Here is a 14,565-nt window from a genome sequence, read left to right on the forward strand (position 1 = left end):
CTTCGATCTTGTTATGTGATCAGAGTTATTTTATCATCTGATCCATTTTCAGGGTAACATAGTTTGTTGCTTTCCCTTTTGGAAAGAGGATTTTGTGAAAAAGCTTCAGAGCTGTGCAGGTAAAGCGGATATGTTTGTCGAACGGAGTTGAAATAAATCGATAGACAAAAAGAGCGTATTGTGCTACTCTGAAGGCACGAATTATATACAGTCAATATGGACCAGCAGAATTTCAAGAGGGAAAAACACATCATAATTGGTATTTATTTGAAGATAAAATTGATTCAGCTAAGATGATTAAATAAACAGTATTATAGATGTGCATACAGAAATGGCAGAAGGAATTCTGATCGATCTGTATGATATATCAATATATAAGATAAGTTATAAATATTAATACACAAAGGAGAGCAAGAAATGGGAAAATATTTTGGTACAGATGGTTTCCGTGGAGAAGCGGGTGTTTCGTTAACTGCAGATCATGCTTTCAAGATCGGGCGTTTTCTGGGATGGTATTATAATGAGCTGCGCAGAAGAGCGGGGGAGACGGCTGCGGCCAGGATCGTGATCGGCAAGGATACCCGACGTTCCAGCTATATGTTTGAGTATTCGCTGGTTGGCGGACTGGTGGCGTCCGGAGCGGATGCTTATCTTCTCCACGTGACAACAACGCCGTCTGTGGCTTATGTTGCCCGTACCGATGGTTTTGACTGCGGTATCATGATCTCTGCCAGCCATAATCCTTATTATGATAACGGGATCAAGCTGATCAACGGCCAGGGTGAGAAGATGGAGGAGGAGATCATCGCTCTGGTGGAGGATTATCTGGATGACCGTCTTCAGCTGTTCGGAGAGAAATGGCATGAGATTCCTTTTACAAAGGGCGGTGAGATCGGCAGGACGGTGGATTATTCGGCAGGCCGCAACCGTTACATAGGATATCTGATCTCCCTGGGAGTATATTCCTTTAAGGGAATGCAGATTGGTCTGGACTGTGCCAACGGAAGTGCATGGAATATCGCAAAGGCGGTTTTTGATGCGCTGGGAGCGAAGACTTATGTGATCAATGCTGAGCCGGATGGTACCAATATCAATAACAATGCCGGTTCCACCCATATCGAGGGTCTCCAGAAGCTTGTAGTGGAGAAGGGGCTGGATGTTGGCTTTGCCTACGATGGAGATGCGGACCGCTGTCTCTGTGTGGATGAGAAGGGAAATGTGGTCAGCGGGGATGCGATCCTTTATGTGTACGGTCGTTACATGAAGGAGCGCGGAAAGCTTCTCACCAATACGGTTGTAACTACGGTAATGTCCAATTTTGGCCTTTACAAGGCTTTTGATGCTCTTGATATCGAGTATGCGAAGACAGCAGTAGGGGATAAATATGTTTATGAATATATGATGCAGAATGGCTGCCGTATTGGTGGTGAGCAGTCCGGGCATATTATTTTTTCCAAGTATGCATCTACCGGGGATGGCATCCTTACAAGTCTGAAGATGATGGAAGTTATAATGGCAAGGAAGAAAAAGCTCAGTGAGCTTACTGCTGATCTGGCGATCTATCCCCAGGTTCTTGAGAACGTGCGTGTCCATGACAAGGCAGCAGCGCAGGCAGATGTAGATGTGCAGGCAGCAGTAGAGAGTGTGGCTGAGGCGCTTGGAGACACCGGAAGGATCCTGGTGAGAGAATCCGGTACAGAACCTCTGCTCCGTGTTATGGTAGAGGCAGAGAGTGAGGAGCTTTGCAGAAAATATGTGGACCAGGTGGTTGAGATCGTCCGTAAGAAGGGGCATGTGGCAGAGTGATGTCCTGGATGCAGACCGCAGGTGTCTGAAGAACGGAGCAGTCAGAAGAATATAAAAATGCAATAAGAGGAGAAAAAAATCATGTGTGGAATTGTAGGTTTTACAGGCAGGCATCAGGCAGCACCCATCCTTCTGGACGGGCTTTCCAAACTGGAATATAGAGGATATGATTCCGCCGGCATCGCAGTGCGTGACGGGGAAAAGGATATCGAGATCATTAAGGCGAAGGGCCGTCTGAAGGTCCTTCTGGAGAAAACAAACGCAGGTGAATCTGTTCCGGGTATGTGCGGGATCGGTCATACCCGCTGGGCAACTCACGGAGAACCATCAGAGGTCAATGCCCATCCTCATGTCAGTGATAACGGAAATGTGGCAGCTGTGCATAACGGCATTATCGAGAATTACCAGGAGCTGAAGGAGAAGCTTCTCCGCAGGGGATATTCTTTTTATTCTTCCACAGATACGGAGGTTGCTGTGAAGCTGGTGGATTATTACTACCAGAAATACGGCGGATCTCCGGTTGAGGCAGTGCGTCATGCCATGGTGCGTATCCGTGGTTCCTATGCGCTGGCAATGATGTTCCGTGATTATCCGGAAGAGATCTTTGTAGCGAGAAAAGACAGCCCTATGATCCTGGGTGTGGAGAATGGAGAATCCTATATCGCATCGGATGTTCCTGCGATCCTGAAGTATACAAGAAATGTTTATTATATCGGAAATCTGGAGCTGGCATGTGTAAAACCGGGTGAGATCACTTTTTACAATCTGGATGGCGAGAAGATCGAGAAGGAGCCTAAGATCATTGAGTGGGATGCAGAGGCAGCGGAGAAAGCCGGTTTTGAGCATTTCATGATGAAGGAGATCCATGAGCAGCCGAAAGCAGTCGCAGATACACTGAATTCCGTTATCCGGGAGGACAAGCTGGATCTGACAGAGATCGGTCTGGATGATGAGAGGATCCGCAGCATCAGCCAGGTTTATATCGTGGCCTGCGGCTCTGCTTACCATGTGGGAATGGCTGCACAGTATGTGATCGAGGATCTTGCAGGTCTTCCGGTGCGTGTGGAGCTTGCTTCGGAGTTCCGTTACCGGAAGCCACTTCTGGATCCTGACGGCCTGGCAGTGATCATCAGTCAGTCCGGTGAGACTGCGGACAGTCTGGCTGCGCTTCGGGAATGTAAGGAGAAGGGGATTCGCACGCTGGCTATTGTCAATGTGGTCGGCTCTTCCATTGCAAGAGAGGCGGATCATGTATTCTACACACTTGCAGGACCGGAGATCTCGGTTGCTACCACCAAGGCGTACAGTACACAGCTGATCGCTTCCTATGTGCTGGCATTGCAGATGGCACTGGTCCGCGGAAAGATCTCAGAGGAGCAGTGTGAGTCCTACATTAAGGAACTGAAGACACTTCCGGACAAGATCGGCAGGATCATCGAGGATAAGGAAAGGCTTCAGTGGTTTGCCTCCAAGCAGGCCAATGCAAAGGATATCTTTTTTATCGGAAGAGGGATCGATTATGCCATCAGCCTTGAGGGCAGCCTTAAGATGAAGGAGATCAGCTACATCCATTCTGAGGCATATGCAGCTGGTGAGCTGAAGCATGGCACCATTTCCCTGATCGAGGACGGCACTCTTGTGATCGGTGTCCTGACACAGCCGGAGCTTTATGAGAAAACAGTCAGCAACATGGTGGAGTGCAGGAGCCGTGGGGCGTATCTGATGGGGCTTACTACGTTTGGAAACTATAATATCGAGGATACTGCAGATTTTACGGTTTATATCCCGAAAACAGATCCGCATTTTGCAACTTCTCTGGCAGTGATCCCGCTGCAGCTTCTGGGTTACTATGTCAGTGTAAATAAAGGTCTGGATGTGGATAAGCCGAGAAATCTTGCTAAGAGTGTTACCGTGGAATAAGGATATCTGTTTCATGGAAGGAACATTTTAGAGGCAGTTCCGTGACATCGTGAGAGCATAAAAGAATCATGATATCACGGAACTGTTTTTGCATTTGGCGATTTACGATATTTCTTGCTTTTATCAGTAAAAAAGCGTAAAATGATTAGGATATTTGAATCTGTACAGAGAGTGTCCATATGTAATATTCTCTGTACCATCAAAAATGGAGGATTGCATATGAGAAAAATGGGAAAACATATCCCAGGGCTGATCGTGACGCTTGTGGTTCTGATCACAGCAATCGTATTTGCGGTCATGCTTCTGAATATGAAGGTGATCCCGACGAAGTTCATTGCAGTGATCGGACTGGTAATGCTGGTCCTGATCGTGATCGTCGGAGCGCTTGTATGGAGTACGGATGGTAAGATAAGATTTGTAGTGGGAGTGATCCTGGCAGCAGTTTTTGCAGCAGTATTCATTCTCGGAAGTATGTATGTTTATAAGACACATTCCACACTGGCAGGGATCTCCGGTGTGAACACAGAGGTTACGGAGGTCGGCATTTATGTCCGTGCAGATGATTCTGCAGATTCCATAGAGGCTACAGCAGATTATGTATATGGTGTGCTGACAGATCTTGACAGAGCCAATTCGGATAAGGCTATCCAGGAGGTGGATTCCGAGACAGGCAAGACTGTGCAGGTCCAGGAGTATGCAGGACTTACAGAGCTGGTTGACGGTCTTCTGAACGGACAGACAGGTGCGATCGTGCTGAACAGCGCATATTTAAGCGTTATTGAAGAGATGGATGGATATTCCGATATTTCTTCCAGGATCAAAGAGCTGACCGTGAAGAAGGTGGAGACGACCATTGAGCCCCAGGAGACAGAGGCGAAGGCTGAAGAGAATACCAATGACGGTTCTATATATACCATCTTTATCAGTGGTATCGACAGCCGCAGCGGCCTTGTTGCAAAGAGCCGAAGCGATTCCAATATCATTGCTACGGTAAATACAGCTACCAGACAGGTGCTTCTGGTTTCCACACCTCGTGATTATTTTGTACCGCTTTCTATTTCAGGCGGACAGAGAGATAAGCTGACACATGCAGGTATCTATGGTATCAATGTATGTATGGATACTCTGGGAATGCTTTATAATGAGGATATCAACTATTATTTCCGTATCAACTTTGCGGGATTTGAGCAGCTGATCAATGCGCTTGGCGGAGTTACTGTTTATTCTGACTATGACTTTGATTCCAAGAATGAGACAGGATATCACTTCAATCAGGGAGAGAACTACCTGAACGGTGAGCAGGCTCTGGTATTCAGCCGTGAGCGTTATGCCTTTAAAGAGGGCGATCGTCAGCGTGGCAAGAACCAGATGGCTGTGATCAAGGGTGTGATCAACAAGGCTCTTTCACCGGAGCTTCTGAAGAATTATTCTTCCGTTCTTTCCAGCATCCAGGGATGCTTTGAGACCAATATCTCCTACGAGGAGATCGCCAGACTGCTCCAGCAGCAGCTGAACAACGGCGGTGACTGGAACATCGTAAGCTATAGTGTAAATGGTACCGGTGACACACAGAAGCCGTATTCTATGAGCCAGAAGGCTTACGTTATGATTCCGGATGAGTCTACCGTTCAGAAGGCGGAGGCCATGATGAAGAAGGTTCGTGACGGAGAGACTGTTTCCCAGGAGGAGGCAGACAGTGCAACATCAGCGGCAGTAGCTACGGATAATGATGCACAGGCAGCTGCAGAGGGAAGTACAGCAGAAGCGCAGGGTGAGACTGCAGATGCCACACAGAATGGCACAGCAGATGCCCAGAGTGCAGACGGAACTGTTGCACAGCAGTAAGATAAAATTATTAAATTTTAGCATAAGAACAGCCGGGGAAGCGTAAAGCTTTCCACCGGCTGTTTTTTCATGAGAAACAGAACGAAAAAAATCCACCGGCGATCACCGATGGATTTTTTTTTACAGGATCTCTTTCAGATATCTTTCCAGGGCATCCTGCCATGTTGGAAGTGGCTGGAAGCCGTTTTTTACAAGCTTGGATTTATCCAGGCGGCTGTTGAATGGACGTACAGCCTTGGAAACGCCGTACTCTGCAGTTGTGACAGGAGATACCTCTACTTTTTCGTATTCCTTGTGGCCGAGGGCAGCAGCCTGGCGGAAGATCTCTTTAGTGAAATCATACCAGCTGATGAAGCCGCCTTCGTTGGTTGCGTGATAGTAGCCGTATTTCTCTGTCTCGACCATGTCTACCAGAAGACGGGCAAGGTCGTAGGTGTAAGTCGGAGTTCCAATCTGGTCACTGACTACGGTAAGCTTGTCATGGGTTTTTCCCAGATTTACCATGGTACGGATAAAGTTCTTGCCGTTTTTGCCGAATACCCATGCAATACGTACGATAAAGAATTTATCTACAGTGCCGGATACAGCCAGCTCACCGTCAAGCTTGGTCTGACCGTATACGTTCTGTGGAGCGTAGTCCTTGCAGTCCGGATCCCATGGTGTGGTTCCCTGGCCGTCAAAAACGTAGTCTGTGGAAATATACATCATCTTGATGCCAAGCTCCTTGCAGATGTCCGCAATGTTCTGTGTTCCTACAACATTGACAAGACGTACCTTTTCACGGTTTTCCTCGTCCTCTGCAGCGTCTACGGCTGTCCATGCGGCACAGTGTATCACTGCATCAGGCTTTACCTCACGGATGGTTTTTGCTACCGCTTCTTTATCTGTGATATCAAGCTGCACATAAGGCATGGTGGTAACAGGAGTACCATCAGCGATGCCGCTGTAGGAAGGAGCAATGTCACTTCCTACGCCTTCATGTCCACGGCCGGACAGTTCATTCATTACGTCATGGCCAAGCTGGCCGCCAACACCTGTTACGAAAAATCTCATGCTTTAACCTCCTCGCGGTTTCCATACATTTTTTCGTAGTAGTTCTGATACTCACCGGAGATGATGGTTTCCCACCATTCCTTGTTGTCAAGGTACCATTTGATGGTCTTTTTGATTCCGTCTGCGAATTTTGTTTCAGGAAGCCATCCAAGCTCGTTGTGGATCTTGGTCGGGTCGATAGCGTAGCGCATGTCATGGCCTTTACGGTCTGCTACATGTGTGATCAGGCTTTCCGGTTTGCCAAGCTCCTTGCAGATCAGTTTTACGATATCGATGTTTTTCATCTCATTATGTCCGCCTACATTGTAAACCTCGCCTACACGTCCTTTGTGGATGATCAGGTCGATGGCACGGCAGTGATCCTCAACATAGAGCCAGTCGCGGACATTTTCACCCTTTCCGTAAACCGGGAGTGGTTTGTCGTTCAGAGCGTTGGCGATCATCAGCGGGATCAGCTTTTCCGGGAAGTGATACGGGCCGTAGTTGTTGGAGCAACGGCTGATGGTCACAGGCAGGCCGTAGGTTCTGTGGTATGCGAGAACAAGAAGGTCAGCACCTGCTTTGGAGGAGCTGTACGGGCTGCTTGTATGGATCGGAGTTTCCTCTGTGAAGAAGAGGTCCGGTCTGTCAAGAGGAAGATCTCCGTAAACCTCGTCTGTGGAAACCTGATGATAACGCTGGATTCCGTATTTACGGCAGGCATCCATGAGAACAGCAGTACCCTTGATGTTGGTGTCAAGGAATACCTCCGGGTTTTCGATGGAACGGTCTACGTGGCTCTCAGCTGCGAAGTTTACCACGATGTCCGGATGCTCCTCCTCGAAAAGCTTGTAAACAGCGTCACGGTCTGTGATGCTTTCCTTTACAAAGCGGAAGTTCGGTTTGTCCATGACCGGTGCAAGAGTGGAAAGGTTTCCGGCATAGGTCAGGCAGTCCAGGCATACGATACGGTAATCCGGATGAGCCTCCATCATATGAAAAATAAAGTTGCTTCCGATAAATCCGGCGCCGCCGGTAACGATGATTGTCATAAAAAATCTCCTTTATAATAAATGATTGATCTTATGCGGATTCCGTCGAAACGGAGTCCGCAGGTAAATTCAGTGTCGGAAAATCAGATCGGCTTAGTGAAGCGCGTCCAGATATTTTCCGTCCAGAACATCCTTGAGATACTGGCCATACTGGTTTTTCTTAAGGATTTCGTAAACCTTGAGCACGTCCTCCTTTGTGATCCAGCCGTTTAAGTAAGCAATCTCCTCAAGGCATGCGATCTTGCGGTGCTGATGCTGCTCCATGGTTTTTACGAAGTTGGTTGCCTCTACAAGGCTTTCATGTGTACCGGTATCCAGCCATGTGAAGCCCTGGCCCAGAAGCTCAACGTTCAGCTGTCCCTTCTCAAGGTAGATACGGTTCAGGTCTGTGATCTCAAGCTCGCCTCTTGCGCTTGGCTTCAGATTTTTTGCGTACTCTACAACCTTGTTGTCGTAGAAGTAGAGACCGGTTACACAGTAGTTGCTTTTTGGCTTTTCCGGTTTCTCTTCAATGGAAACCGCTTTTCCGTTCTGGTCGAATTCCACGATGCCGAAACGCTCCGGATCATCTACATAGTATCCGAAAACAGTGGCACCTTTGCCTGTTTCTGCGTTGTCTACAGCAGCTTTCAGGCGCTTTTTGAGGCCATGTCCTGCGAAAATGTTGTCACCAAGGACCATACATACGGTGTCGTTGCCGATGAATTCCTCGCCGATGATAAATGCCTGAGCAAGTCCGTCCGGGCTTGGCTGTACAGCATAGGTAAGGTTGACACCGAACTGATGGCCGTCACCGAGAAGCTCCTCAAATCTCGGGGTATCCTGCGGGGTGGAGATGATCAGGATATCACGGATGCCTGCGTTCATAAGAACAGACATAGGATAGTAGATCATCGGTTTGTCAAAGATCGGCAGAAGCTGTTTGGAGGTCACCATGGTAAGCGGGTAAAGACGTGTTCCGGAGCCTCCGGCTAAAATAATTCCTTTCATATGTTTTCTCCTTTGCGTGATGATGTGCAGCATAAGTCGTGCCTGCACATAACTTTGTTACTGTAACTGTATTATAAAAGGTGACGCAAGGTCACCTTCAAGAGCTTTTTTCATATTTTTTATTTTTGGCTATTTTTCACAAAGAAATACGCCGGCATCCTTGGTAATGCGGAATCCTTTGGCAGTTTTTCTGGCGGTGTAGGCCCGGAATTCCTTGTAACGGTCCAGGATATACTGATTCTGGTTGCCGTGGCAGGAGAGGACGTAGGAGATTAGCGGCTCCGCATCCTGGACCAGAAGGCAGTCTTCATAAGAAAGCCACTGAGCCTTTGGGAAAAAAGGCGCCAGGATACTCTGGCCGTTTTCACGTCCGAACCGTTCATAAAGCCGGTCTGCGGAAAGCACGATCCGTTCATCAAAATCCTGCACCAGCTGGCTGACCTCCTGCATATGAGCCTTTCCGTAAGCACTGCAGAGAAATCTTCCGCCGGGAGCGAGGACACGGCGGACTTCCTTCAGGACGGAGGGAATATCATCGCAGTAAAAAAGCACGTGATTGGCGATCACCAGATCAAAGCTTTCGTCCTTGCAGGGGATTTTTCGGCAGTCAAAGGCCCGGAACGCAAACCGGGTATCCGAGGAACCGATGGCTCGTCTGGCATCGCGGAGCATACCGCTGGAAATATCGGAAAGTGTGATGGAGATATCCTCCGGCAGAAGGGAAAGGTTGTCGGTCCATAACGTTCCGTCCCCGCAGCCCAGCTCCAGAATACGAAGACCAGGTGAAATCTGGCACTGCTCAAAGATCCAGGGAAACCATCCCTGTTTGTTCTGGGAGTACAGGCTGTGGAGGTTGATCCTGGAGGAAATGTTGGTGGCATTCTGATACTGATTCTTGAGGCTTTTTTCCATGCCGGTTAAGTGGATCAGGTTCAGCATCTGGCTCCAGTCAATGGTGTGCTGTTCCTTTATCATCTGTGCGGTATCCTGGATCGCTTTTTCCACCAGCTGCATCTGTTCGATCCGGTCACGGACCAGACGAAGCTGGATATTCAGAGAATTCAGCATGAAATGATAATCGGAATCACCGATGGTCATTTCCCGGATGTCATCCAGGGAAAAGCCCAGGTATTTCAGAAGGAGGATCTGCTGAAGCCTTGCAAAATCCTCGTCTGTATAAAAACGTGCGCCGGATTCGGTGACGAGAGAGGGTTTCAGGATATCCTGTTTATCATAATAGCGGACAGTACGCAGAGTTACGTGTGCCATGCGTGCAAATTCGCCGGAAGAATAGTAGCCGTCTTTTTTCATAAAAAATAGAATCCTTTCTGAGGAAATAACAAACATCCTGTCATAGAGGTCATAAAAGAATTATAATTCAGATCCGGAAGCCGTACAAGAGTAAAACGTATAAGAGTAAACCGTACAGGAGAAAAACAGCATTGACAAAATTCTGCTGGTTTGTTAGTATATCGTTTCGAAAAAAAGGGAACCCCGGAATCATATTTCCGGGATAAGCGTTCGATATAAAAAGGAGTAATTTTTATGCGAAACCGTACTCTGGATATGGTAAAGGCAATCTGTGCTTATGCAGTTGTGCTTCTTCACGTCCATTTTCCGGGAAATGCCGGAATCATAGCCAATGTACTTGCCAGATTTGCAGTACCTGTGTTTTTTATGGTATCCGGATATTTTTGTTTCCGTGGCGATGATACGGAATTTATAAGAACCGGAAAAAAGATCCGGCATGTTCTGAAGCTGATGCTTGTGGCATTTCCGGTCTGCTGTCTGTGGGAGCTGATCCAGAACCACATCGACGGAGCAAGCCAGAAGGAATGGCTGGAAGCCCTGGTTTCGGGGGAACATATCCGCCAGTTTCTTCTATATAATAACAGCTCTCAGGTGAAATGGCATCTGTGGTTTCTCCCGGCACTGCTCTATTGTTATCTTCTTTTTGCCCTGGCAGCAAGATTCCGGATTTGTAAGCAGGTATATGTTCTGATACCGGTGCTTCTTCTGATCCATTTCGGAATGGAGGAATTTTCGACCTTCCTGTTCCCGGAAAAGTATTTCCGTGTTATGCAGTTTCGAAACTATCTGTTTACCGGATTTCCGTTTTTTATGTTGGGACATCTGATACACAGACATCAGGAAAAGCTGGAAGCCTGGTTTGCCGGAAAAAAAGTGCTTCTTTTGTATGGCATGGCAGCTGGCGGCGGGATCGCAAGTCTGCTGGAATACCGGTATTTTGGCAAACTGGAATTGTTTCTGGGTTCAGTATTTATGGCTGTTGGCCTTTTTCTCATTGCAATCATGGGAAAGAATCGGAAAGTGCCCGAGCTTCCGGCAGCCATCGGTCAGAAATATGCATTTTTTATTTATCTGTTCCATCTCTGTGTGGCGGATATCCTGAAGGATGTGGCTGTGGCAGCTGGAATTGAGAAAAATCTTTTATATCTGTGGATGAGACCGGTGATGGTCTGTGTTCTTGTGACTGCTGTGGCGGTAATGTATGGATATGGAATGAAGATCTGCCGGAAATAGAAGAGTTTATGGTATTTTCATATTTATGCGCTGTGATTTTGTACCAAAATATGCTAAAATATCCTTTATTGATAAGTCACAGCACCCACCCGGAGGATGCGGGGAAAGCGACTGGAATATCCCGCTTCAGGGTAAAAAATACTGAGACATGAAAGAAAAAGGAGATTTTTATGGATTTACAAAACAGAGCGGAGGCCGGCAGTGACGGACACGATGAGAGTGTACTGAATCCGGAGATGCCCAACGAAACTGATCTGACGAAGAAGGAACGCCGCCGGATCGAAAGAGAGAAACTGAAGGGAATGGGAACAGGGAAGAAGATTCAGTATATCTGGATGTATTATAAGATACATATGCTGTGCGTGCTTCTTGCCATTGGCGGAGTCTGCCTGGGAGTGAATATTTACCGGCACGCACAGATGAAGACGGTGCTTTCCATTGCGGTGGTGAATGCAGGGAATTACGACTCTGAGAAGGTGGAAGAGGATGTTCTGAAGACACTGGGAACAGAGGATAAATATGCAGAAGTCAGTGTGGCGCAGAATCTGATGACGGACGAGACAGGAGAGGATTTTGATTACTATGCCAGGATCGCATATGTGACGGAAATCCAGAGTGCTACCGTTGATATCCTGATCATGCCGAAGGAGCTCTATGAACATGAGAAAGACAGCGGAATGTATGCAGATCTCAGGGAAACGTTTGGAGATGAGGTGTTTGAGTCTCTGGGCGCTGTGGATGATCAGCATCTGGAGCTTGACGGCAGCAGTAGTGTTGCTCAGGAATTTGGACTGAGATATGATCCGGTGTGCATCTGCCTTCCGGGTAATGTGAAGAATAAGGATAATGCGTTGAAATGGATCCAGTCTGTTCTGAAATGATGGATCCATATGCTTAGCTGAGTACAGAGATAAATAAGGCCTCCGGTTCGTAACATAGGAACCGGAGGCCTTATTATATATGAATATTACAGTGTATCGTTACGTTTGATGTAGCCAGGCTCATCCGCAGGACGGATGATCTCCTTGGCATGCGTGATCTTGGCATGCTTGTCTACCACCAGATTTTCGATATGGACATTCTCACCGATGGTGCAGTCTGCAAGAACTACACAGTTCTTGATAACAGCGCCCTTTTTGATGGTACAGCCACGTCCGACAATAGAATTCTCTACCGTTCCCTCGATCATGGAACCATTGGAGATAACGGAGTTGGAAACATTGGCTGTGTCAAAATAATGAGTCGGGCAGGAGTTGTTGGTGCGTGTATAGATTGGCCAGTTATCATGGAAAAGATCCGTTGCAGTTTTGTAGTCAATCAGATCCATATTTGCATCGTGATAGCTCTTGAAATCAGTGATCGATGCAAAATATCCGCGATGGGATACACCACGTACATCCAGCTCACCGTCTCTGCAGCCGGCATTGATCACGTCTGCAAGGGTATAAAGAGAGGAGATCTCTTTTGCCTTATGGATGAGGCTGATGAAAAGCTCCTTGCTCATTACGTAGGTATCCATGAAAATGTTGCGGTTCTTTGCATTGCCGTGGTTGTGCTCAATGGAGAGAACACCCTTCTGACGGTTCAGGTTCAGGATGTGGCAGTTCAGATAGTTCTCCTTGGCATTATCAACGGAATGATAAAGCATGGTCACATCTGCACCGGATTCGATATGGGCATCGATCAGCTTGGAATAGTCGGTGGTGTAGATCATGTAATTCGGAGCGATAACAACATACGGATAATGAACTGCTTCGATGCACTCCAGATTGGAGTAGTAGTTGTCGATATCGGTGTTATAGATATCGTTGACTCCGGAATGCTCTGAAAAGAGGAGTTGGAGATTACCGCTCTTGGAGTTGATGTTGTAGTGACGTCCGGTTCCGAGATGTTCTACAAGAGAACGGGGTTTGTTCTTTACATAGACCTGAATGTACTCAATTCCGCTGTTGGTCATATTTGAGATTGGGAAGTCGATGACACGATATCTTCCGAGAAATGAAAAGGCGCCGATCGCACGGTAGTCCTGAAGCCCCTCCACATGGATATTTCTTTCTGAGGAATTCACGATTCCAAATGCTTTAAACATATTACTCAGCCCCCTTTACACGTTTTGATACAAGTTCGATGTGCTCACTGTCCTTGGAACCGACACGAGCATTGGCACCGATCACGACTCCGTCTGCAACGAGAGCACGCTGGACAACGGCACCTGCTTCAACAACAACACCCGGCATCAGGACACTGTCGATGATCTTGGCACCAGGACCGACCTTGACGCCTGTGAAAAGTACGGAGTTGGTGATCTCACCTTCTACAACACAGCCCTGAGTAATGAAAGCAGTGTTGATCACAGCTGTATCACAGATATACTGTGGAAGAGAGGTAGCATCCTCAGTGTAGATTTTCCAGGTAGGATCGTTAAGATCCAGTTCACTGTTAGGACTGAGAAGATCCATGTTTGCTTCCCAGAGGGAATCGATGGTTCCTACATCCTTCCAGTAGCCTTTGAACTTGTAGGCGTAGAGTGCTTTGTCCTGTGCAAGGAGTGTAGGGATGATGTCTTTACCGAAATCGTGATTGGAATCCGGATTTTTGATATCTGCCAGCAGGAGCTTGCGCAGAAGCTTCCAGTTGAATATGTAGATACCCATGGAGGCAAGATTGCTCTTCGGGTGTTCCGGTTTCTCCTCAAATTCCACGATGCGATCATCTTCACCGGTGTTCATGATACCGAAACGGCTGGCTTCCTTCATGGGAACCTCGATAACTGCAATAGTCGCATCTGCCTTATGCTGGATATGGTCATCAAGCATCTTTGCATAATTCATCTTATAGATGTGGTCACCGGAAAGGATCAGAAGGTATTCCGGGTTCTGTGAGTCGATGAAATCAATATTCTGAGAGATCGCATCAGCTGTTCCACGGTATACATCCAGACCGGCATCAGCCTTCTCACGTGGAGGAAGTACATAAACTCCGCTGTCCTTGGCATCAAGGCCCCAGCGGCCACCGGCTGCTACATAGCTGTTCAGTAAAACTGATTCATACTGTGTCAGTACACCTACGACATCAATGCCGCTGTTGGCACAGTTACTGAGCGGAAAATCCACGATACGGTATTTACCGCCATAACCAACGGCTGGCTTGGCAACTTTATTCGTCAACTCGTGAAGACGACTTCCTCTTCCACCGGCCAGGATCATTGCTAACATACTGTTTTGTTTCATGGCGAATCCTCACTTTCATTTCTTGTTTACTGCCAGGTGTCTTTAACCATAAAAACAATAAACTTTGTTAATATTATACACCTTTCGAAAAAGAAAATCCAGTTTTTTTGTGCAAAAAAACGTTATTTTTATATTGGGAAATTAGA

11 protein-coding genes are annotated in these 14,565 nt (G+C 47.3%); 5 read left to right on the plus strand and 6 right to left on the minus strand.

From position 1 onward, the window contains the following. The first annotated feature begins 417 nt into the window (after nucleotides 1–417). From glmM to GPK58_RS08560, 3 genes are all read left to right on the plus strand, one after another. Nucleotides 418–1,806 (plus strand): phosphoglucosamine mutase, encoded by a 1,389-nt coding sequence (gene glmM / locus GPK58_RS08550; RefSeq protein ID WP_215638505.1) that lies wholly within the window; start codon nucleotides 418–420, stop codon nucleotides 1,804–1,806. 81 nt (nucleotides 1,807–1,887) lie between these two features. Next, the gene (gene glmS, locus GPK58_RS08555; RefSeq protein ID WP_215638506.1) at nucleotides 1,888–3,726 is read left to right on the plus strand and encodes a glutamine--fructose-6-phosphate transaminase (isomerizing); all 1,839 of its coding nucleotides are present in this window, start codon (nucleotides 1,888–1,890) and stop codon (nucleotides 3,724–3,726) included. A gap of 219 nt (nucleotides 3,727–3,945) precedes the next feature. Further along, nucleotides 3,946–5,571: an LCP family glycopolymer transferase gene (locus GPK58_RS08560; RefSeq protein ID WP_215638507.1), complete on the plus strand. Its 1,626-nt coding sequence runs from the start codon at nucleotides 3,946–3,948 to the stop codon at nucleotides 5,569–5,571. Between the two features lie 120 nt (nucleotides 5,572–5,691). Here the strand turns inward: GPK58_RS08560 and rfbD are convergent, their stop codons facing one another. The 4 genes from rfbD to GPK58_RS08580 all read right to left on the minus strand — a co-directional run bounded on the left by rfbD (nucleotide 5,692) and on the right by GPK58_RS08580 (nucleotide 9,956). Further along, entirely contained in the window at nucleotides 5,692–6,624 is a 933-nt protein-coding gene (gene rfbD, locus GPK58_RS08565; protein WP_021651091.1) for a dTDP-4-dehydrorhamnose reductase, read from the minus strand. Continuing rightward, a complete protein-coding gene (gene rfbB / locus GPK58_RS08570) occupies nucleotides 6,621–7,655 on the minus strand; it encodes a dTDP-glucose 4,6-dehydratase (protein ID WP_015525710.1) in 1,035 nt (344 codons plus the stop codon). The genes rfbD and rfbB overlap by 4 nt, the downstream gene beginning before the upstream one ends. 93 nt (nucleotides 7,656–7,748) lie before the next feature. Beyond that, a complete protein-coding gene (rfbA, locus tag GPK58_RS08575) occupies nucleotides 7,749–8,645 on the minus strand; it encodes a glucose-1-phosphate thymidylyltransferase RfbA (RefSeq protein WP_015525711.1) in 897 nt (298 codons plus the stop codon). Between the two features lie 129 nt (nucleotides 8,646–8,774). Further along, entirely contained in the window at nucleotides 8,775–9,956 is a 1,182-nt protein-coding gene (locus GPK58_RS08580) for a MerR family transcriptional regulator (RefSeq protein WP_015525712.1), read from the minus strand. 234 nt (nucleotides 9,957–10,190) lie between these two features. Here GPK58_RS08580 and GPK58_RS08585 point away from each other — a divergent pair, with 234 nt between their 5' ends. Both GPK58_RS08585 and GPK58_RS08590 read left to right on the plus strand, forming a co-directional pair. Then, on the plus strand, nucleotides 10,191–11,189 hold the full coding sequence (locus GPK58_RS08585) for an acyltransferase (RefSeq protein WP_215638508.1): 999 nt from the start codon (nucleotides 10,191–10,193) through the stop codon (nucleotides 11,187–11,189). Nucleotides 11,190–11,359: 170 nt separating this feature from the next. Beyond that, nucleotides 11,360–12,070 carry a hypothetical protein gene (locus GPK58_RS08590; RefSeq protein WP_173739926.1) on the plus strand — a complete coding sequence of 237 codons (711 nt, stop codon included), beginning with the start codon at nucleotides 11,360–11,362 and terminating at the stop codon, nucleotides 12,068–12,070. A gap of 86 nt (nucleotides 12,071–12,156) precedes the next feature. On the opposite strand, the gene glgD is transcribed toward GPK58_RS08590, so the two are convergent. Continuing rightward, nucleotides 12,157–13,278, minus strand: coding sequence for a glucose-1-phosphate adenylyltransferase subunit GlgD (glgD, locus tag GPK58_RS08595; protein WP_110102070.1), 1,122 nt, complete (start codon nucleotides 13,276–13,278; stop codon nucleotides 12,157–12,159). A 1-nt stretch (nucleotide 13,279) separates the two neighbouring features. After that, on the minus strand, nucleotides 13,280–14,419 hold the full coding sequence (locus tag GPK58_RS08600) for a glucose-1-phosphate adenylyltransferase (protein ID WP_021651100.1): 1,140 nt from the start codon (nucleotides 14,417–14,419) through the stop codon (nucleotides 13,280–13,282). Nucleotides 14,420–14,565: the final 146 nt, after the last annotated feature.

Origin of the sequence: Blautia sp. MCC270, from assembly GCF_018785605.1 — a bacterium.
GTDB lineage: Bacteria > Bacillota > Clostridia > Lachnospirales > Lachnospiraceae > Blautia_A > Blautia_A fusiformis.

Coding starts and splice junctions, on each gene's coding strand:
- glmM (WP_215638505.1), top strand. CDS start 418: ATGGGAAAATATTTTGGTACAGATGGTTTCCGTGGAGAAGCGGGTGTT.
- glmS (WP_215638506.1), top strand. CDS start 1,888: ATGTGTGGAATTGTAGGTTTTACAGGCAGGCATCAGGCAGCACCCATC.
- GPK58_RS08560 (WP_215638507.1), top strand. CDS start 3,946: ATGAGAAAAATGGGAAAACATATCCCAGGGCTGATCGTGACGCTTGTG.
- rfbD (WP_021651091.1), bottom strand. CDS start 6,624: ATGAGATTTTTCGTAACAGGTGTTGGCGGCCAGCTTGGCCATGACGTA.
- rfbB (WP_015525710.1), bottom strand. CDS start 7,655: ATGACAATCATCGTTACCGGCGGCGCCGGATTTATCGGAAGCAACTTT.
- rfbA (WP_015525711.1), bottom strand. CDS start 8,645: ATGAAAGGAATTATTTTAGCCGGAGGCTCCGGAACACGTCTTTACCCG.
- GPK58_RS08580 (WP_015525712.1), bottom strand. CDS start 9,956: ATGAAAAAAGACGGCTACTATTCTTCCGGCGAATTTGCACGCATGGCA.
- GPK58_RS08585 (WP_215638508.1), top strand. CDS start 10,191: ATGCGAAACCGTACTCTGGATATGGTAAAGGCAATCTGTGCTTATGCA.
- GPK58_RS08590 (WP_173739926.1), top strand. CDS start 11,360: ATGGATTTACAAAACAGAGCGGAGGCCGGCAGTGACGGACACGATGAG.
- glgD (WP_110102070.1), bottom strand. CDS start 13,278: ATGTTTAAAGCATTTGGAATCGTGAATTCCTCAGAAAGAAATATCCAT.
- GPK58_RS08600 (WP_021651100.1), bottom strand. CDS start 14,419: ATGAAACAAAACAGTATGTTAGCAATGATCCTGGCCGGTGGAAGAGGA.